Source organism: Desulfosporosinus sp. FKA, from assembly GCF_002196785.1.
Classification (GTDB): Bacteria; Bacillota; Desulfitobacteriia; order Desulfitobacteriales; family Desulfitobacteriaceae; genus Desulfosporosinus; species Desulfosporosinus acididurans.
The window spans coordinates 11,850-30,445 of record NZ_NAHZ01000014.1 but is presented as its reverse complement, the minus strand read 5'-3'; the positions used below and the strand labels follow the sequence as shown (position 1 = coordinate 30,445).

The 18,596-nt window shown below is 42.9% G+C and carries 16 protein-coding genes; 1 reads left to right on the top strand and 15 read right to left on the bottom strand.

All coding sequences use genetic code 11. The features are described 5' to 3' along the window. Window positions 1-138: 138 nt before the first annotated feature. The 14 genes from rny to pstS form a co-directional block, all read right to left on the bottom strand. Window positions 139-1,686 carry a ribonuclease Y gene (rny, locus tag B5771_RS03100; protein ID WP_088186226.1) on the bottom strand — a complete coding sequence of 516 codons (1,548 nt, stop codon included), beginning with the start codon at window positions 1,684-1,686 and terminating at the stop codon, window positions 139-141. A gap of 265 nt (window positions 1,687-1,951) precedes the next feature. Then, window positions 1,952-2,473, bottom strand: a complete 522-nt coding sequence (locus B5771_RS03095) for a regulatory protein RecX (protein ID WP_088186225.1) — start codon at window positions 2,471-2,473, stop codon at window positions 1,952-1,954. Beyond that, on the bottom strand, window positions 2,451-3,482 hold the full coding sequence (recA, locus tag B5771_RS03090; RefSeq protein ID WP_088186224.1) for a recombinase RecA: 1,032 nt from the start codon (window positions 3,480-3,482) through the stop codon (window positions 2,451-2,453). Before recA ends, B5771_RS03095 begins: the two co-directional genes overlap by 23 nt. A gap of 318 nt (window positions 3,483-3,800) precedes the next feature. Then, complete coding sequence (locus tag B5771_RS03085; RefSeq protein WP_088186223.1) at window positions 3,801-5,414, bottom strand: DEAD/DEAH box helicase; 1,614 nt, start codon at window positions 5,412-5,414, stop codon at window positions 3,801-3,803. Continuing rightward, window positions 5,404-6,678 (bottom strand): competence/damage-inducible protein A, encoded by a 1,275-nt coding sequence (locus B5771_RS03080; RefSeq protein WP_088186222.1) that lies wholly within the window; start codon window positions 6,676-6,678, stop codon window positions 5,404-5,406. Before B5771_RS03080 ends, B5771_RS03085 begins: the two co-directional genes overlap by 11 nt. A 131-nt stretch (window positions 6,679-6,809) precedes the next feature. Next, on the bottom strand, window positions 6,810-8,279 hold the full coding sequence (locus tag B5771_RS03075; protein ID WP_088186221.1) for an AAA family ATPase: 1,470 nt from the start codon (window positions 8,277-8,279) through the stop codon (window positions 6,810-6,812). Window positions 8,280-8,351: 72 nt separating this feature from the next. Continuing rightward, the gene (locus B5771_RS03070) at window positions 8,352-8,873 is read right to left on the bottom strand and encodes a hypothetical protein (protein WP_088186220.1); all 522 of its coding nucleotides are present in this window, start codon (window positions 8,871-8,873) and stop codon (window positions 8,352-8,354) included. Window positions 8,874-9,064: 191 nt separating this feature from the next. Continuing rightward, window positions 9,065-9,622, bottom strand: a complete 558-nt coding sequence (pgsA, locus tag B5771_RS03065) for a CDP-diacylglycerol--glycerol-3-phosphate 3-phosphatidyltransferase (protein ID WP_047808323.1) — start codon at window positions 9,620-9,622, stop codon at window positions 9,065-9,067. Beyond that, window positions 9,619-10,956: a 30S ribosomal protein S12 methylthiotransferase RimO gene (rimO, locus tag B5771_RS03060; RefSeq protein ID WP_047808324.1), complete on the bottom strand. Its 1,338-nt coding sequence runs from the start codon at window positions 10,954-10,956 to the stop codon at window positions 9,619-9,621. Before rimO ends, pgsA begins: the two co-directional genes overlap by 4 nt. Window positions 10,957-11,125: 169 nt before the next feature. Next, window positions 11,126-11,776, bottom strand: a complete 651-nt coding sequence (gene phoU, locus B5771_RS03055) for a phosphate signaling complex protein PhoU (protein WP_088186219.1) — start codon at window positions 11,774-11,776, stop codon at window positions 11,126-11,128. Window positions 11,777-11,792: 16 nt separating this feature from the next. Further along, on the bottom strand, window positions 11,793-12,545 hold the full coding sequence (gene pstB / locus B5771_RS03050; RefSeq protein WP_047808326.1) for a phosphate ABC transporter ATP-binding protein PstB: 753 nt from the start codon (window positions 12,543-12,545) through the stop codon (window positions 11,793-11,795). 12 nt (window positions 12,546-12,557) lie between these two features. After that, the gene (gene pstA, locus B5771_RS03045; protein WP_047808327.1) at window positions 12,558-13,397 is read right to left on the bottom strand and encodes a phosphate ABC transporter permease PstA; all 840 of its coding nucleotides are present in this window, start codon (window positions 13,395-13,397) and stop codon (window positions 12,558-12,560) included. Next, the gene (pstC, locus tag B5771_RS03040; protein WP_047808328.1) at window positions 13,394-14,350 is read right to left on the bottom strand and encodes a phosphate ABC transporter permease subunit PstC; all 957 of its coding nucleotides are present in this window, start codon (window positions 14,348-14,350) and stop codon (window positions 13,394-13,396) included. Before pstC ends, pstA begins: the two co-directional genes overlap by 4 nt. 133 nt (window positions 14,351-14,483) lie before the next feature. Next, window positions 14,484-15,593, bottom strand: a complete 1,110-nt coding sequence (gene pstS, locus B5771_RS03035; protein ID WP_047808329.1) for a phosphate ABC transporter substrate-binding protein PstS — start codon at window positions 15,591-15,593, stop codon at window positions 14,484-14,486. Window positions 15,594-15,918: 325 nt separating this feature from the next. Here pstS and B5771_RS03030 point away from each other — a divergent pair, with 325 nt between their 5' ends. Next, a complete protein-coding gene (locus tag B5771_RS03030; protein ID WP_088186218.1) occupies window positions 15,919-16,533 on the top strand; it encodes a hypothetical protein in 615 nt (204 codons plus the stop codon). Between the two features lie 70 nt (window positions 16,534-16,603). On the opposite strand, the gene B5771_RS03025 is transcribed toward B5771_RS03030, so the two are convergent. Continuing rightward, a complete protein-coding gene (locus B5771_RS03025; protein ID WP_088186217.1) occupies window positions 16,604-18,559 on the bottom strand; it encodes a YgiQ family radical SAM protein in 1,956 nt (651 codons plus the stop codon). Between the last annotated feature and the right edge of the window lie 37 nt (window positions 18,560-18,596).

Below are 18,596 nucleotides of genomic sequence, written 5' to 3'. Positions count from 1 at the left end.
CGTCATAAGAATCTAATCTCCTGCATTATTCTTAATTTACACTTATGCTGAAGGAAAGGATTTCGCGGAAAGTTGTTATACTTTCTCAGAGGATAAAAAATCAGGCGACTCAACGTCGCCTGATCATAAATAACTTGTTTATTTTGCAAAGTCAACTGCTCTCGTTTCACGGATAACAACAACTTTAATCTGCCCAGGATATTCAAGTTCTTCTTCAATGCGCTTACTAATCTCACGCGCTACTCGTGGTGCGAGTACATCATCGATCTTGTCCGGCTTAACAATAATGCGTACCTCACGCCCCGCTTGAATAGCAAAGCATTTTTCAACTCCCTCAAAGCTCTCTGCGATTTCCTCAAGTTTTTGCAGCCGCTTAATATAAGTTTCCAAAGTCTCACGTCGTGCACCCGGGCGAGCAGCCGAAACCGCGTCAGCTGCCGCTACTAGTACGGCAACAAGGCTTTTAGGTTCTACATCATTGTGGTGAGCTTCAATAGCATGTATAACATCAACGGACTCTTTGTATTTTCTGGCCAGATCTACACCAATTTGAACATGAGTTCCTTCTAGATCATGATCCACCGCTTTGCCAATATCATGCAAAAGTCCGGCTCGTTTTGCTAATTGAACATCCACTCCTAATTCGGCAGCCATTAATCCCGCAAGATGAGAAACCTCTGTGGAATGTTTTAACACATTTTGACCATAGCTGGTTCGGAATTTTAGTCGGCCAAGCAGCCGAACCAATTCCGGATGCAATCCATGAACTCCTGTCTCGAAAGTAGCTTGCTCTCCCTCTTCGCGAATCTTTTGATCCACTTCTTTTTGAGCCTTTTCAACCATCTCTTCAATGCGAGCAGGATGAATACGGCCATCAGCAATCAGTTTCTCTAAAGCAATACGCGCTACCTCTCGGCGTATAGGGTCAAAACCAGATAAAATTACTGCTTCAGGTGTATCATCAATAATAAGATCGATTCCAGTTAACGTTTCCAATGTTCGAATATTGCGTCCCTCGCGGCCTATGATTCGCCCTTTCATTTCATCACTCGGCAGTGCCACAACAGATACGGTAGTTTCAGCCACGTGATCCGCAGCACAACGTTGAATGGCTAGTGAAATAACGTTTTTCGCCCGCTTTTCGGCTTCTTCTTTGGCGCGAGTCTCAATTTCTTTAATCATTATCGCTGACTCATAGCGAACCTCTTCTTCAACTCTTTTCAGAAGGAGCTGTTTTGCTTCTTCCGAGGTCATACCGGATAAACGTTCTAATTCGGCTTGTTCTTTATCTACAAGCTGATTCAATTCTTCTTTGAGGGAATCTACCTCGCCTTCCTTACGATGCAAATTTTCCTCTTTCCGTTCAATTGACTCAATTTTACGGTCTAAGCTCTCTTCCTTTTGTAACAATCTCCGTTCTAAGCGTTGGAGTTCATTTCGACGTTCGCGTGTTTCTTTTTCAACCTCATTGTGAATATGCATGGCCTCTTCTTTTGCAGCAACAATTGCTTCACGTTTTTTGCTTTCTGCAGCAGAAAGTGCATTTTCAACAATCCGTTTTGCCTCTTCTTCGGCAGTACCCATAACTTTTTCGGCAGTATTTCTACGAATATGCCAACCTACCAAGGCTCCTAGAGCTAATCCAACTAAGATGGCAATTAAACCGGTCAAAAATATTCCAATCACATTTACACCTCCTTGTTTGTAAAAATTCAAAATTTAACAAATAAATAAAAAAACTGGTTCAAAACCAGTCTCTTAAGCAACCTTTAATACGGGAGTTCTTCCAGCCTTCTCCCCTTCCTACAACTCTCGTTAGTCAAAAACAATATTAAAAATGACTACCTCGAAATCTATAAGAAAACCATAAAGGTTAGATCTTAACAGAGACAGGTCTCTGTTAAGATTCTAATATCATTTGTAATTATTGTCAAGCTTGTCCTAAATGAGGCTATTCTATTCGCATTTTTGCCAGAACATTTTGCACTATATCTGATGGGTATCCTCGTTGGATAAGTTTGCGGACAACCCTTTGCTGTACCCATAATTCTTGAGGCACTGTCTTTTTGTCTGAATCCTTTAGAGCCTTTTCTTCCCAGCGTTGTTCTTCTTGAACCCGCCACTTTTGCGCCAAGGCTAAGCAGAGTTTTGCTTCTTCATCCCACGAATAAACTTCCTCCAAGACCTGCTCAATTAAATCGGAAGCAATTCCGCGATTTCGCATATCCATGGTGACTCTTCGGCGTGAATATCGTTGAAGGCGACTCTTTGCATAGGTTAAAGCGAGTTCATGATCATTAAGATAGCCATAACCCAGCAATTTGTCGACAGCACTCTGAATTTCACTGTTCTCATACCCTTTATTGTTAAGACGAGTTTCCAGTTCACGCTTCGTCAGGGCTCTTCGGGATAAGCAGTCTAAAGCAGCTTCCCATGCACTTTTAGGGGAATTATTCTTCTTCAAAGGAATCATCTTCCATTGGCGTAGAAGGCGCTGAGCTCATATTTGAACGAATCAGCTGTTCAAGTTTCTGGGCCATGTCCGGGTGCTGTTTCAAGTATTCCTTGACATTCTCTCGTCCTTGCCCCAATCGTTCTCCATTGTAAGAGTACCAGGCACCTGATTTTGATATTATTTCCATATCCGTTCCTATATCGACAATACTTCCTTCTTTAGAAATTCCTTCTCCGTACATAATATCAAAATCAGCAGATTTAAAAGGAGGAGCCACTTTATTCTTAACGACTTTCACGCGGGTTTTGTTGCCAATAATCTCTTGGCCTTGCTTAAGAGCTTCTTGACGGCGAATATCGATACGGATGGTGGCATAAAATTTCAAAGCCCGCCCTCCAGTTGTCGTTTCCGGGCTGCCAAACATAACACCAATCTTTTCACGAATTTGATTGATAAAAACAACACATGTGTTGCTTTTACTGATTGAACCCGTTAATTTACGCAAGGCTTGAGACATTAAGCGGGCATGCAGCCCGACATGATTGTCACCCATTTCTCCCTCAATCTCCGCTCGAGGTACTAAAGCGGCCACTGAATCAAGCACAATAACATCAACTGCAGCACTGCGCACTAAGGCTTCACATATTTCTAAACCTTGTTCCCCCGTATCTGGCTGAGAAACCAGCAAATCTTCAAGATTAACACCTAAAGCCTTGGCATATACCGGATCTAAGGCATGCTCAGCATCAATAAATGCCGCTACTCCTCCGAGTTTTTGCGCCTCGGCTATGATATGCAGGGCCACAGTAGTTTTGCCGGAAGACTCAGGCCCATATATTTCAATGATCCGCCCACGCGGTACTCCACCAACACCCAGAGCCAAATCTAAGGCCAATGAACCTGTAGGGATAACGTCAACCGACATTGTCGCAGATTCTCCCAGCTTCATAATGGAACCCTTACCAAACTGCTTTTCAATTTGGGCTAAGGCAACATCCAGAGCCTTTAGCTTATTTGTTTCGGCCATCTTCCATCCTCCTCAACGTGGTTAAAAACAAATTTTCGTATTAATAAAACACCTGTTCGCTTATCATTATAGGGGCGGACATCGTAACTGTCAATGTTTATGCTTCAATGCAGCAGGACAACTATCGACACCATTATATAACAAAAGCGATGATAATAATATAAAAAAGCTGAGCCCCTAAAGACTAGCTTTTTTCATACTGTCTGAAAGAATAACCTTCAATTGCATACTTTCCAGCGTAAGTGCTGCCAACGGCTTCCCTTACGATATGGCTCGGCGAAGCCGGGTTTTCCTTATAGTATTGATGCTCAACTAAAATCAGGTGTTTTCACGTGCCTTAGCCGGTTCAACACTAACTCTCCGTCCTTTAATCATGGCCTGATGCATGCAGCTCAAAACTCTTGAGGCATATTCTTCAGGAACTTCAACGAAGGTGAATTTGTCGTAAATATTAATCATTCCAATAATATTTCCCGGGATTCCGCTTTCTTCAGCAATCCAGCGTATGATGTCCTGAGGACGAATTTGCTGGACTCTGCCTATATTCATAAAGAAACGCACCATACCCGACGCCGCTCCAGTGTTTCCAAAGTGATTAACGTCTGGATCATTATCGTCTATGCGGTCTTCAGAATTAGCTCCCTCGACGGCAAACTTTAAAGCTGCTGCGGCAACGTCCGTAGAATCATATTCCTCAAGCAGATCTCCGACAATGGCTCGATAATTTCCTAAGCGATCGCTTTGAATCAATTTAACCAATTGATTCTTCAGATTTTCCGCTTGTCGTTCGCTAATATCGGCTAAGGAAGGAAGTTCCCGGCGACGTATTCTGGTTTTAATTAAATTTTCAATAAGGCGCAGCTGACGATATTCCTTGGGGGAGATCAAGGTTATAGCCTGTCCGCGTCGACCGACACGTCCTGTACGCCCAATTCTGTGCACATAGGACACAGGATCTTGAGGAATATCGAAGTTTATAACATGGGTCAAATTGCTAATATCAATGCCTCTGGCCGCAACATCAGTAGCAACTAACATTTCCGTTTTGCCGTCGCGAAAACGCTTCATGACCCGATCCCGTTGCTGCTGGCTTAGATCCCCATGGAGAGCATCCGCAAAATATCCCCTTGCTTCAAGAGCTACGACAAGTTCATCAACTCCTCGTTTTGTTCGGCAAAAGGTAATCCCTTGTCCTATATCCTCCATATCGATAATCCGACATAAAGCATCGACTTTTTTACTTTCTCTCGTCTCATAAAAAACCTGTTCAATGAGGGGAACTGTTAATTCATCTCTGCTAACCGTCACTGAGCGAGGATTCCTCATATACGTCTGTGCTAACTTGCGAATCGCCTGAGGCATCGTCGCGGAAAAAAGCATAACCTGGCGGCCTTCTTCGGGCACAGCTTTTAAAAGTCCCTCGATATCCTCAACGAACCCCATGTCGAGCATTTCATCCGCTTCATCTAAAACGACCATCTTAACATACTGTAACCGCAAAGTACCTCGGTTTAAATGGTCCAACAACCTTCCTGGGGTTCCGACAACTACTTGGTATCCCATACGCAAAGCGCGAATTTGACGGTCAATTGGCTGACCACCATAGATTGGCAAAGGTTTAACATGTTTATATTTGCCGATTTTCGCCATTTCCTGAGCCACCTGAATAGCGAGTTCACGAGTCGGAGTTACGATTAGGGCTTGTACGGCTTGAAATTTAGCATTGACTTTTTCAGTAATCGGAATCCCGAAGGCAGCGGTTTTACCTGTTCCTGTCTGAGCCTGCCCAATAATATCGGCATCTTCTAAAGCTACAGGAATAGCCTGTTGTTGGATTGGCGAAGGCTCCTCAAATCCCATTTCAGACAAACCTTGTAATATTTGCTTGCTTAACTGAATATCCCCAAACGATTGTAAACGTTCAACCATCACCTATGTGTAATCCCCTTTCCTTATTCAACATCTGTTGCCTTATCTCATTTAGGGCTGCCTGAACAGTCAATTGGCGTACAGACTCCCGTTCTCCATAAAACTGAAACTTTTTAGCATAAACTTTCTCCGCTGAAGCAAATCCAATATAAACCAACCCCACGGGTTTCAGGTCACTGCCGCCATCCGGGCCGGCAATACCGGTGGCTGAGATGGCGAGGTCTGATCCCGATTTTTGCCGAATTCCTTCGGCCATTTCTCTAGCAGCTTCATCGCTTACTGCTCCGAATTCCTGAAGAGTCATTTCATTGACTCCCAGTAATTGTTGTTTTAAGGAATTCGAATAGCTTACAGCCCCTCCCAGGTAGAACTCAGAACTACCTGATTCTTGAGTTAAGGCCGCACCAATTAAGCCGCCGGTGCAAGACTCGGCAGTAGAAATGGTCAAATGATTCTTTTTTAAAGTTTGCCCTACAATCCCTATCATGGTTTCCTGATCGCAGCCAAATACCTTGTCACCAAGACGCTTTTTAATTTCATCCTCGGCTTGATTTAAAGAGTCCAGCGCCTCCTGTGATGTTGCTTCCGTACCTCTGGCAACTAAACGGATATGCATCTCCGCTCGCTTAGCCAGTAAAGCCATCGACAGTTTTGGAAGATGCATGAGATCACTCAACACTTCCTCTATGGCAGATTCTCCAATACCAAAAACTTTTAAAACACGTTCATTCATCCGTTCAGAATCTGGCCCGATAATTCGCTGTAATTCAGGTAAAGCATAATGTTCGAACATTGGCTGCATTTCAAAAGGAGGTCCAGGTAATATAATAACCGTCTTTCCGTCTTTTTCAATGATTGCTCCAGGTGCTGTTCCGATAGGATTGGGCAATATCTTTGAGCCTTTGGGGAAATAGGCTTGTTTCTCATTACTAGAAGGCATTGGAGCTTTTCGTCGGCCAAAGAACTCCTTAATGTTGTTTAAACTATTTTGGTCGAACTCCATTTCTAAATTCAAGACCTTAGCAACAAGCTCCTTCGTCAAATCATCCGCTGTCGGTCCTAGACCGCCGGTGGTAACAAGAAGGTCTGTACGGTTAATTGCCTGACGCAAAACTTGCTCTAATCGTTCTGAATTATCTCCAACCGTCGTATGATAGTCTACCTCGATGCCTAACGAGGAAAGTTTTCCTGTTAAGTAGTGAGCACTTGTATTAAGAGTCTCTCCAAGTAACAACTCCGTCCCAGTAGCTACAATTTCAGCTTTCATACTATTCTATCACTCTCCTATTATCAACGCAAATATAAGCGCTATCTCATGCTTGCTTAGTTATTTCTCACCTTGCATTTGCTTATCCTTCCTCAAGCAAAAAAAAAGAACCTCAAATGAGGTTCAATTAACTAGGCAGCGTTTTGCAAATACGTTCTCAAAGTATCCCCGGTTAGACTTTCTTCTTCCTGCAAAATATCAGAAAGCTGGATTAAAATATCCTTTTTTTGGAGAATGATTTGTTTGGTACGATTTTCTAGTTCAGCAAGAATATCTTTGGTTACAGGTTGTCGTTGTTCAGCGCTTAATAAAGAAACATCCGTTACTCCTAATGGAGACATACCGGCTTGGAGCATTTTTTCCACAAGATTCAAAGCTTGTTCATAATCCCCGGCAGCTCCCGTACTCCGATTCCCCAGACATTCCTCTTCAGCCAAAGCACCTGCCAAAGCGACCATAATCTGTTCTTCCAGCATAGCCTGTGTATAGAGATAGAGATCATCCTTAGGATAATGACGAACATACCCCAAAGCGTTTCCTCTTGAACGTATTGATACTTGAGAAACTGAGTTTGGCCGAACTGTTTCAGCCAGCATGGCATGACCGCTTTCATGAATTGCAATGCGGTGCAGTTCCTCAGCCGTTGGTTTCCGGTCCAGCTTCTCACCGAGCATGACCTTTTCAACAGCCTCATGAAAATGTCGAACTGTAATTTCCTTCGCCTGATCCCGCAAAGCAAAAATTGCAGCTTCATTGGTTACGCTCTCCAAATGTGCCCCCGAAAAGCCAAAGGTTTCATGGGCAATCGCTTCCAAATCGACATCAAGGGCCAGGGGTTTGTTTTTGGTGTGAATTTCCAAGATTGCCACTCTTCCTTCTTTGTCCGGAAGATCGACTTTTACTTGACGATCAAACCGTCCTGGACGAAGTATTGCCGGATCCAATGCTTCCGGGCGATTCGTTGCCGCCATCACCAAAATATTTGGCCCTTGATCGGTCTTTAAACCATCCATTTCAATAAGCAGCTGATTTAACGTTTGATCATATTCATGATGAGAAACATTACTTCCCCGCTTGGCACCTAAAATATCCATTTCATCGATGAAAATAATAGCGCTGGACTTTTTCTCACGCTTTACCATTTCTCTCGCCCGTCGAAATAGACTTCGTACCCTTTCCGCACCGACACCTGCGTACATTTCCACAAACTCGCTGCCGGAAACCGATAGAAATGAAGAATCTGTATATTTAGCTGCGGCTTTCGCTAATAAGGTTTTTCCTGTCCCCGTCGGCCCTGATAATAAGATTCCTTTCAAAGGACGAATTCCCAAAGCTTTCATCCGGTCGGAGTAACGAAGAAAATCCAGCGCCTCCTGAAGTTCCTTTTTAGCAATTGCTTGTCCGCCAATATCCTCAAAGTTAACCGTAGTGGAAGTAATAGTCTCCCCATTGCCGGTTTTCAAAACTTGACGCGAAATTACAAAAGTCCATAAAAAATACGCCGCCAGACATAACATGGCAATAGGCAAGACGTTATAACCCATAACCAGTAAAAAGGCAAAAATGCCCACTCCTAAACCAATAAGGATATCTCGTTTCACATAGTCCCCTCCTCATGAAGATAATGCTTGCTTTAACAATTCACTAATTGACATCTAAGGCCATTAATACAGTTAGCTTAACTCCTTGCTTGGCAGAAACTGCCCTTGACCATTTCGTTCAATCACTTGAATCAGTTGGGCATTTCCTTGATCTAACACAATATAAATCGCATCACTGTCCATTTGCAATTGGACTTGAACGCCCGCTTTTTGAGCCAATGTTTGAATCCTTTGTTCCATCTCGGTAAAATTTCCACGGGTAATTCCTTCTTGAATTGCAAATTGCATTTGCTCAAATAACGTTGTCAAGGAAGCATTTCTATGATCTATAAAACGAATAGGTTCTTTACCGACAATATTTTCTAAAGACAAGCTCACTTGACGCAAATTTGATATATGTTTAGTCTCAACGTCTAACTCCGCTTGGCCATTGACCTGGACAGTTTTAACTGACGTAATTCCGGATATTTTTTGACTTTGAGCTAAGACCGATGAATCTACCCACTGCTTTTGGTAAAGAACCTTCCCACCTAAGAGCAAGCCGAATATTATAATTCCAACAAGGCTAATAACTAATACTCGCTGTTTTGTCATACACGCATCGTCCTCCATATGCAATACTATTTGCTATATCATCATTATAGCATGCAGTATATCATATAGAAATTAAAGATTTATCCTGTCAAGGTAATTTGTGTTAAAATTCCCAATTGCTAAGGGAGAGCTTTCTTATACCGAAAGCTCTCCCTTAGCAATTTTTAATTAAATCTTAAAACCAGATATAATTATTTATGTAACAACTTACGAGATTTTAATAAATAATCGAGGCCCGAAATCACCGTAAAAAACACGGCGATATAGAGCAAAGGCTGACCGATGTGAAAACCTATTATTGAAAAGGGCCAATCATGGAGCAAAATAGCAGAAATAGCAACAACTTGAGTGATTGTTTTAATTTTACCAAGTTTACTGGCACTGATAACTACTCGATCCACTGCGGCGATAGCACGCAGACCTGTTACAGCAAATTCCCTGGCTAAAACAATCCAAGCCACCCAAGCATTAACTTGACCAAGTTCCACCAAAGACACCAAAGCAGCAGATACGAGGAGTTTATCAGCCAGCGGGTCCATAAATTTCCCCAGATTCGTAACTTGGTGACGTTTACGCGCAATATAGCCATCTAAACCATCCGTGGCAGAAGCTAAAATAAAAATAATCGCTGCCACCACTTCTTGATGAGGAAAAAGAGTCTGACCTTTAGGTACTTGAAGAAGCAGAAAGGCCATGAACACCGGTATTAAAATAATGCGTGCTAATGTTAATCGATTGGGTAAATTCATGAAGCAACCTCTCCTATTAAATCGTAACTATCTGCCTCAAGAATGCGAACTTTAATCATGTCCCCTACCTGAAGTGAAGTTCCTTTAGTCGTTCTGTTAATATAGACCTGGCCGTCAATTTCCGGAGCATCGCCTTCAGTTCTGCCCAGCCAACGCCCATCAGCAAGTTTCTGCTCCAGCAATACAGTCACAATCTTGTTAACCCATCGCTGTTGCCTCTGCCAGGATATCCTTTGCTGAATCTGCATCAGATGATCACGGCGCTGCTCGCGGACTTCAGGAGGAATTTGATCCTCTCTTTGGCCGGCAGGCGTATTTTCTTCCTGAGAATAAGCAAATACACCTAATCGATCAAACTGTACACGTTGAATAAATTCTGCCAGAGCTGTAAATTCTTCTTCAGTTTCTCCCGGGAATCCAGTAATCATCGTTGTCCGAAGCGTAAGATCCGGCATAGCCGACCGTAGTTTCTTAATTAGGGCTTCGGCCTGTTCAATGGTACCTTGCCGATTCATTTCTTTTAGAATTTTATTATTGGCATGCTGCAAGGGCAAATCAATGTATTTACATACTTTCGCCTCCTGACACATGGTTTCAATGAGTTCATCAGTAAAGCGTTCCGGGTAACAATACATGAGCCGAATCCATTCTATGCCCTCAATTTGAGCGAGTTGGCGAAGCAGTCGCGGAAGGGTTAATTTCCCCTCTAAGTCCTGTCCAAAACGAGTTGTATCCTGAGCCATGACCATTATTTCCTTAACACCTTGAGCAGCCATCTCGCGAACTTCACGAATTATCGATTCCTCTGATCGGCTGCGAAAGCGGCCGCGTACATGAGGAATAACACAATACGTACAGTAATTATCACAGCCTTCGGCAACTTTAACATAGGCTAAATAATCGGGAGTGGAGCGTTTTCTTGGCATTAAGTCATTATACAAGAAGTCAGGCGTCCCTTGTTTTACGAGATTGATTCGCTTTTCTTCAGCCGCCTGTACTATCGCCGCGATTTCATCAACATTTCCAGTTCCCAATACGCCATCAAGTTCTGGAATTTCCTGCATTAATTCGGAACCGTATCGTTGAGCCAAGCAACCGGCTGCTATTAAGGTATGACATTGAGCGGTATCCTTATAATTTGCCATTTCAAATATTGTTTCAATCGATTCTTCTTTCGCCGATTCGATAAATGTACATGTATTAACGACTATGATATCCGCTGTTTGGGGATCATCTGTCAGTGTATAATTTTGGGCTAAAAAGCCTGTCATGATTTCACTGTCAACTTGATTTTTCGGACAGCCCAAAGTAACAACTGCAACTTTCTTTGTCAAGGTTACACCTCATATCACTGTTTTACCTTTCTTAGTATAAACCAACACCTCGACAAGGTCAAAAATTATTATCCATAATAACTTCTACCAATTTCCTAAGAAAAAAAGGGCCTAGTCAAATCTAAACTAATGCCCCTTTAGTATATTTAATTATTTAATATGGAATCATTTAGCTATTTAAATCTTTGCGTTCAGCAGTCGCTATATAAATGACATTTTCTCCAATGTTTGTAGCATGATCGGCGATTCTCTCCAAATATCGAGCGACAAACGTTAAGTGCATTCCCTGATCCAGGTTATTGGGTTCCTGAGTCATGATAATTAATAAATCCCGGACTACTTGGTTATAGAGATGATCAACTGCATCATCAAGTTCAGCAAGATTTTGAGCTAATACCATATCTTCACGACTATAAGCCTCTAAACCTTGGTTCATCATTTTCAGTGCTTCTTCAGCCATACAGGGTATGTCAATAAGAGGTTTACATAAAGGTCCTTCGATTCTGCGTACGATTTTAGCAATATCAATAGCTAAGTCGGCCATTCGTTCTAGATCCGTCGATATTTTCATCGCTGAAATGATTTTCCGTAAATCCTTGGCCACAGGCTGCTGCGTAGCAATCAAGAGTACGCACTCGTCATCCACCTGACGCTCATAGTCATTGACTTTTTGGTCCTCTGAGATCCAATATTCCGCCTGTGTTCGATCAAGAGAATATAGGGCCTTCATACTTCCTTGCAAGATTCTTGTAACTTCCGCACCCATTTCTTTAAGTAAGGTGGTCAGAACCTGCTGACCTTCGTTAAGTGTCTGACGCATTAGTTTTCCTCCCTCATCATCCGAAACGCCCAGTAATATAATCTTCTGTCCTTTTGTCACGCGGATTGGTGAATATTTCTGAAGTTGGTCCATGCTCTACGAGTTCTCCGTTTAGAAAGAAGGCTGTTGTATCTGCAATCCGTGCGGCCTGTTGCATATTATGCGTTACTATGACGATGGTATACTCTGATTTGAGCTGACCAACTAATTCTTCGATACGCATGGTGGCAATAGGATCAAGGGCAGAAGCAGGTTCGTCCATAAGCAATACTGATGGCTCGACAGCTAAAGCCCGTGCAATACAAAGACGCTGCTGTTGACCGCCGGACAAACTCATGCCTGAATAATTAAGACGATCTTTTACTTCATCCCATAAAGCAGCCATACGCAAACTTTTCTCGGCGATGGTTTGCAAATTCTGCCTATTTCTCATTCCATTCAGTTTTACACCTGCTACAACATTTTCAAAGATAGTCATAGAAGGAAAAGGGTTTGGCTTTTGAAAAACCATCCCTACCGTTTTCCGCAAGGAAACAGGATCTTGACCATAGATGCTTTCTCCGTTGAGAATGATTTCCCCTTTAACTTTTGAACCGGGCAGCGTCTCATGCATGCGGTTAATACATCGAACAAAGGTTGATTTACCGCAGCCGGATGGCCCGATAATTGCGGTAACCTGATTAGCTGCAATTTCCATGTTAATTCCTTTAAGAGTCTGATTAGTCCCATACCATGCTTCAAGCTGACGAATACTTAAACTCTGACCCATTTCTAACCCCTCCTAGTTACTCCTCGATCGAAAGGCAAAACGCGCAATCAAATTTAGACAAAGTATAATGGCAATTAAAACCAGAGACCCAGCCCAAGCTTGTCTGTGCCATTCATCATAAGGTGATGTGGCATAGGTATAAATTTGAACAGGTAATGAAGCAATAGGATCCTTAAAGAGAGAATGAGTCCAATATTGATTGCCTAGAGCTGTAAAAAGCAGCGGTGCTGTCTCTCCAGAAACACGAGCAACTGCCAGCATGGCACCTGTTATGATGCCCTTAGCCGCTGTCGGTAAAACAATATTCAGGATAATCCGCCGCTGAGAAATACCCAAGGCATAACCAGCTTCACGTATAGCATGCGGCACTAATTTCAGCATTTCTTCCGTTGATCGGATGACCAAGGGAATCATAATAACTGCTAAGGAGACTCCCCCCGCAAAAGCCGAAAAATGCTTTGTTTTAGCGACTATTGCCATACTGACAACAATCCCTATAATAATTGAAGGTATACCGGTTAAAACATCGGTGGTAAAACGCACTGTCGTGCTCAGCCAACTATAGCGATCATATTCGGTCAAATATATGGCAACTAAAATTCCTATCGGAATCCCAATAATACTTGCTATAGCAATTAAAATTAAGGTCCCTGCTATGGCATTGGCCATTCCTCCGCCACTCATCCCCATGACCGCAGGCAGTTTGGTAAAGAAATCAAGATTTAAGGAAGTAATTCCATTTTTAATGACATAGCCGAGCAAGGCAAATAAGGGGACGAGTGCCACAAACGTTGCAACCGAAAAGAGCCCTAACATCAATTTATTAACAAAATTCCGTCTGGTATTGATCATACTAAATGTCCTCCCTTCGGTCCACGGGCAACTGACCATACTAAGAGACGAGCAAAAATATTAAGGAGCAGTGTTATACCGAAGAGAATAAGTCCAATCTCGATGCAAGAGCTTAAATATAAGCTATAAGTAGCTTCCGTAAATTCATTAGCAATTACGGCAGCCATGGAATAGGCCGAAGAGAACAATGATGACGATATTTTAGGCATATTTCCTATAACCATAGTTACAGCCATGGTCTCCCCAAGGGCACGTCCCAACCCTAACATTATGCTTCCCAAAATTCCCGACTTAGAATAGGACAGCACCGATAGGCGAATCATTTCCCATTTCGTAGCACCTAAGGCCAGGGCGGCTTCTCTATGGGCGGTAGGCACCGCCGCCATAACTTCTCGTGAAATGGAAGTAATTGTTGGCAAAATCATGATTGCCAGAATTATTCCTCCACCAAACATGTCAAAGCCTACCGGAGCGCCTTTAAACCACGGTATAAAGCCAAACCATTTCGTCAACCAGGGTTCCACGGATTGTCTCAGCACCGGCGCAAGTACAAAGATACCCCATAACCCATAGACAACGCTTGGAATTGCCGCCAAGAGTTCAACCAAAAAAGCAACGACTTTGCGAATAGTTGAAGGAGCCATTTCATTTAAGAAAATCGCCACGCTGATACCAATAGGGGCGGCGATAATTAAAGCAACAACCGAAGTTACGATAGTTCCATAGATAAAAGGCAAGGCGCCGAAAATATGATGAACAGGGTCCCATACTCTGCTTGTAATAAAGGCCCAACCGAAATGCTGAATGCTTTCTTGCGAAGAGGAAAACATTTGCCATCCTATCCATATCATCAAAATCACGACCAGGATAGCCATCAGCAAGGTGACATAACGTAGGACTTTGTCTCCCATCGATTCATATAAGCGATTATTATCTGTACTCACTGCCCGCATCCTTCCATCATTTTATCTAACAGAGGAAATAGCCCAGCGTCTTGCTGAGCTTTCCCTCTTACTATATAGTGGTTTGGTATCCTGTTTTTAATGATTTCTTTAAAGTTCTCATTGCTTTCATCTCTACTTGAAATTATTTCAAGAGCGGTTGTCCGCCAGAAGTAACTGTCTTCAGCATTGCAGTTTCACGTGCTGTCAAGTTGTCCGGCAATGGTACATAAGAAAGGCTGGGTGCAAGTTTTTGGCCATCGTGCAACGCCCAGTTAAGGAAATTAACCATGGCGGTTCCTTTTGCTTTATCCGTTTGATTTTGATAAATAAGGGCCCATGAGAATCCGGAGATCGGATAAGCTGCAGCGCCAGGTCCATTGACAATATTCACGCGCATATCATCCGGAACTTGGAAAGAAGCAGCATCTGCAGAGGCACCTTCTAGCGAAGGCAATACCCATTTCCCGTCCTTGTTAAACATATAAGCGTAGGGAATTTTGTTTTGCAGCGCATAGGCTAATTCAATGTACCCAATAGCACCCGAAGTGCTTTTTACTGCTCCGGCAACACCGGGATTTCCTTTGGCGCCAAGAGCTTTCCCTGTTGGATTTGGCCAGTTAACGGATGTCCCGCTGCCAACTTGACTATTCCAATCCGGGCTGATAGCACTTAAATAATGTGTAAAAATTGAAGTTGTTCCGCTGCCTTCAGAACGGTGGATCGGTATGATGGCTAAGTCGGGGAATTTCACATCCGGGTTGTCCTTAGCAAGGGCAGGATCATTCCAGTTTTTAATTTTACCAAAATAGATATTGGCTAAATTTTCAGGACTAATTTTAATATGTTCAGGTATCCCCGGAACATTATAGGAAAGTGTAACAGCACCTAAAGCGACGGGTAATTGAAGAACTTTACCACCTTGAGCTTTACTCAGTTGATCGTCTGTCATGAAGGCATCTGTTGCTCCAAAGTCAATTGTTTGATCCGACAGATGTTGGATTCCGAAGCCGCTTCCACCGCCTTGATAGTTGATGGTCACATTAGAATGGTTTTTTTGATATTCAGCGACTTGTTGCATTAAAAGTGGCTGTACGAAAGTACTTCCGGCACCTGTTAATGTAACTGCTGCGTCAGATGTTTGTTGGGTTCCTGATGAGGATTGCGTTTGATTTTGGCTGCCGCACCCCACTAAAGAAATTGCCAGAACTCCTGTCAAAACTGCGGTTAGAATTCTACCTGTCTTACGAATCACTAACTTTTCCTCCTTTTAATTCTTTGAATATAGCTTAATATATCCAAAAACTTGATTTATCCCTCCGAACTGGTTTGATTATAACAAACGATTGTAATGTTAAAACGAATAGAACGTTAAGTTAATGTTAACTTTTTAATGGAATATCATTCACGCAAACCCTTGGTAATGTTTATCCAGTTTTGGTCTACCCAGCATCTAAACCGAGATAAGGAAAAATCAGGGTTAACACGATGAGGTTATAGGTTCTTGTTAACCTTTTGCCAATAATATGGTAATATATGATAATGATTAACTCCATTTAATCCAAGAAGAGGTGTACAGTGTGTTTGAGCAAACCATTAATCCAATCGACACTTGCGGTTGTGGGGATACGGGATATTTAACCACCCGAAAAATCCCGATTGACTTAGCCCATGGTGTCGGATACATAGAAAATGTTCCTGTCTATCATTGTCGTTCCAACTCTTGTTCTGAGTTTGCCCTCCCCCCTGAAGTTTCCAGACGTCTCGAAGATATTGCCGAACAAATGGAAGCAGACCATTCCACTCAAGTGGTTTATACATGGAGAACCACTCAAGAAGAAAGCGCTCCACCTCTTCAAAAAGCCTATCAGCAAACCCAAGTGGAGTCATTTACCCTGCAATTTATAGGGCGGGAGTATACAGACGCTCGAGTTGCTTTTGTCGTACCTGGCCAGGCCGTATTTTTTCAAAGCACGCTCGAAGACTCTGAATATTTCCTTTTACGCTACGACGCCAAACCATCTTCCGAAGGTATATGGTTTGACTTTTTGAAATTTTATTATGATGAACAACCGAACCTCACTTATGAAGCATTTTCGGCCTGGTCTGAAGAGGGATATTTAAAAGAACTGGGCAGTATCACTTTTGACGAAGTGGAGGATACTCTTCAGGATGAATTTGGAGAATTAACCTAAAAAGCGGTGTGAGCAACTTGCTCACACCGCTTTTTAGAGGTCTTCCTGGAATTTTCAATTAATCCTCAAATCACTTTCTTTGACCTTTCTCCTTTAGCGAACTCTTACCTGCTTTTGACTTCGTCAGACTTTTATGACTAAGCTCTTTACTTTGCTTGGGCTTCATACCGGATCGCCTTGTTGGTTTCCTGCCAGACCTTTCCGATTTCCCAGAGCCCGTACGCGATTCCTTATGGGGCTTAATTAGGCATTGCGGACCGTATCCAATGAGATCTTCACGGTGAGCTCGCCGTAGAGCCTCTTCTACTAAGTCATAATTTTTCGGATTCCTATACTGAATTAAAGCCCTTTGCATCGCTTTCTCATGCATACTGCGAGGTACATACACCATTTCCATCGTACGAGGATCTATTCCCGTATAATACATACACGTTGAAAGTGTTCCAGGCGTCGGAATAAAGTCCTGGACTTGTTCAGGATTGACGCCCATATCTCTTACATATTCCGCTAATTCTATAGCCTCTTTCAAAGTACTGCCCGGATGAGAAGACATTAAGTAAGGAACAAGGTATTGCTTTTTTCCTAGAAGTTTGTTTTCTTCTTTAAATCGCTGAACGAATTTCTCAAAAACCTTTTTACCCGGTTTTCCCATATAACGCAGAACTTCGTCACTAACATGCTCGGGGGCAACCTTCAATTGACCGGAAACATGATGTTCACAAAGCTCGCGTATAAATTCGGTATTTTTATCCGCTAAGACCGCATCATAACGAATGCCTGATCGAACAAACACTTTTTTAACTCTGGGGAGATTTCGTAAACGCCGCAATAGGCCTAAATATTCTGCATGATCTATTTCGAGATTCTTACAAGGCGAAGGAAATAGACATTGTTTATGAGAACATGTACCCTTAGTCAGTTGCTTTTGACAGGATGGACGCCGAAAATTAGCCGTTGGCCCGCCCACATCATGAATATATCCTTTAAAGCGGCTGCTCCAAGTCATCTGCTCGGCCTCGCGCAGAATAGATTCAGGACTTCTGCTTTGAATGATTCGTCCTTGATGGAAAGTCAAAGCGCAAAAGGAACAGGCCCCGTAACATCCGCGTACACTGGTCAGGCTAAATTCTACTTCTTCAATGGCCGGAACTCCGCCTTTGTCTTCATAAGACGGATGAAAGGTTCCCATAAAAGGCAGAGCATAAACAGCATCCATTTCAGCTTGGCTTAAAGGCAGTGAGGGCTGATTTTGCAGCACAGCTTTACGATTATGAACTTGCAGCATCGGTTTGCCTCGAAAAGGATCATGTTGATTATACTGAACCCAAAATGCCTCTGCATATTTTTTCTTGTCAGCAAGTACCTCTTCATAGCTTGGAAGCACCAAAACATCGTTGCTGGTATTCTCAAGACTGTAAGGCACCATGGTGCCCCTGACATCTGTGATTTGCGTGATCAGCTCTCCACCCTTAAGTCGTTCAGCAACCTCAACTATAGGTTTCTCTCCCATTCCGAAGACCAATAGATCAGCTTGACTATCAATAAGAATCGAACGTCGAACTTCATTGCTCCAATAATCGTAATGAGCAAAACGCCTCAGTGAAGCTTCGATTCCCCCAATGATCACCGGGACACCCGGAAGCGCTTCCCGCACTCTATTCGAATATACAATCGTGGCGTGATCCGGCCGCAGCCCCTCCTCCCCCCCAGGAGAATAGACATCCTTATGCCGTTTCTTCTTAGCGGCTGTATAGTGGTTAACCATAGAATCAAGGTTTCCGCCTGTAACCAGACAAGCTAAACGGGGTTTCCCCATAACCCGAAAGGCTTGAAGATCTTTCCAATCGGGCTGGGCCAAGATCCCTATATGGAAACCATGATTTTCCAAAACACGAGCAATAACGGCAATTCCAAAACTCGGATGATCCACATAGGCATCTCCGGTAATAAATAGGAAATCAAGTTCGGTCCAACCACGAGCTTCCATATCTGATCGATTTATGGGCAAAAAATTTCTCAAACGCATATTCTCACCTTTCTTGAAAAAAGAAAAGAGGGGCCAC

Excerpts from the sequence above, each read along its gene's own strand:
- B5771_RS03095 (WP_088186225.1), bottom strand. The coding sequence starts at position 2,473 with ATGATTCCTTTGAAGAAGAATAATTCCCCTAAAAGTGCATGGGAAGCT.
- recA (WP_088186224.1), bottom strand. The coding sequence starts at position 3,482 with ATGGCCGAAACAAATAAGCTAAAGGCTCTGGATGTTGCCTTAGCCCAA.
- B5771_RS03080 (WP_088186222.1), bottom strand. The coding sequence starts at position 6,678 with ATGAAAGCTGAAATTGTAGCTACTGGGACGGAGTTGTTACTTGGAGAG.
- B5771_RS03070 (WP_088186220.1), bottom strand. The coding sequence starts at position 8,873 with ATGACAAAACAGCGAGTATTAGTTATTAGCCTTGTTGGAATTATAATA.
- pgsA (WP_047808323.1), bottom strand. The coding sequence starts at position 9,622 with ATGAATTTACCCAATCGATTAACATTAGCACGCATTATTTTAATACCG.
- phoU (WP_088186219.1), bottom strand. The coding sequence starts at position 11,776 with ATGCGTCAGACACTTAACGAAGGTCAGCAGGTTCTGACCACCTTACTT.
- pstB (WP_047808326.1), bottom strand. The coding sequence starts at position 12,545 with ATGGGTCAGAGTTTAAGTATTCGTCAGCTTGAAGCATGGTATGGGACT.
- pstA (WP_047808327.1), bottom strand. The coding sequence starts at position 13,397 with ATGATCAATACCAGACGGAATTTTGTTAATAAATTGATGTTAGGGCTC.
- pstC (WP_047808328.1), bottom strand. The coding sequence starts at position 14,350 with ATGCGGGCAGTGAGTACAGATAATAATCGCTTATATGAATCGATGGGA.
- B5771_RS03025 (WP_088186217.1), bottom strand. The coding sequence starts at position 18,559 with ATGCGTTTGAGAAATTTTTTGCCCATAAATCGATCAGATATGGAAGCT.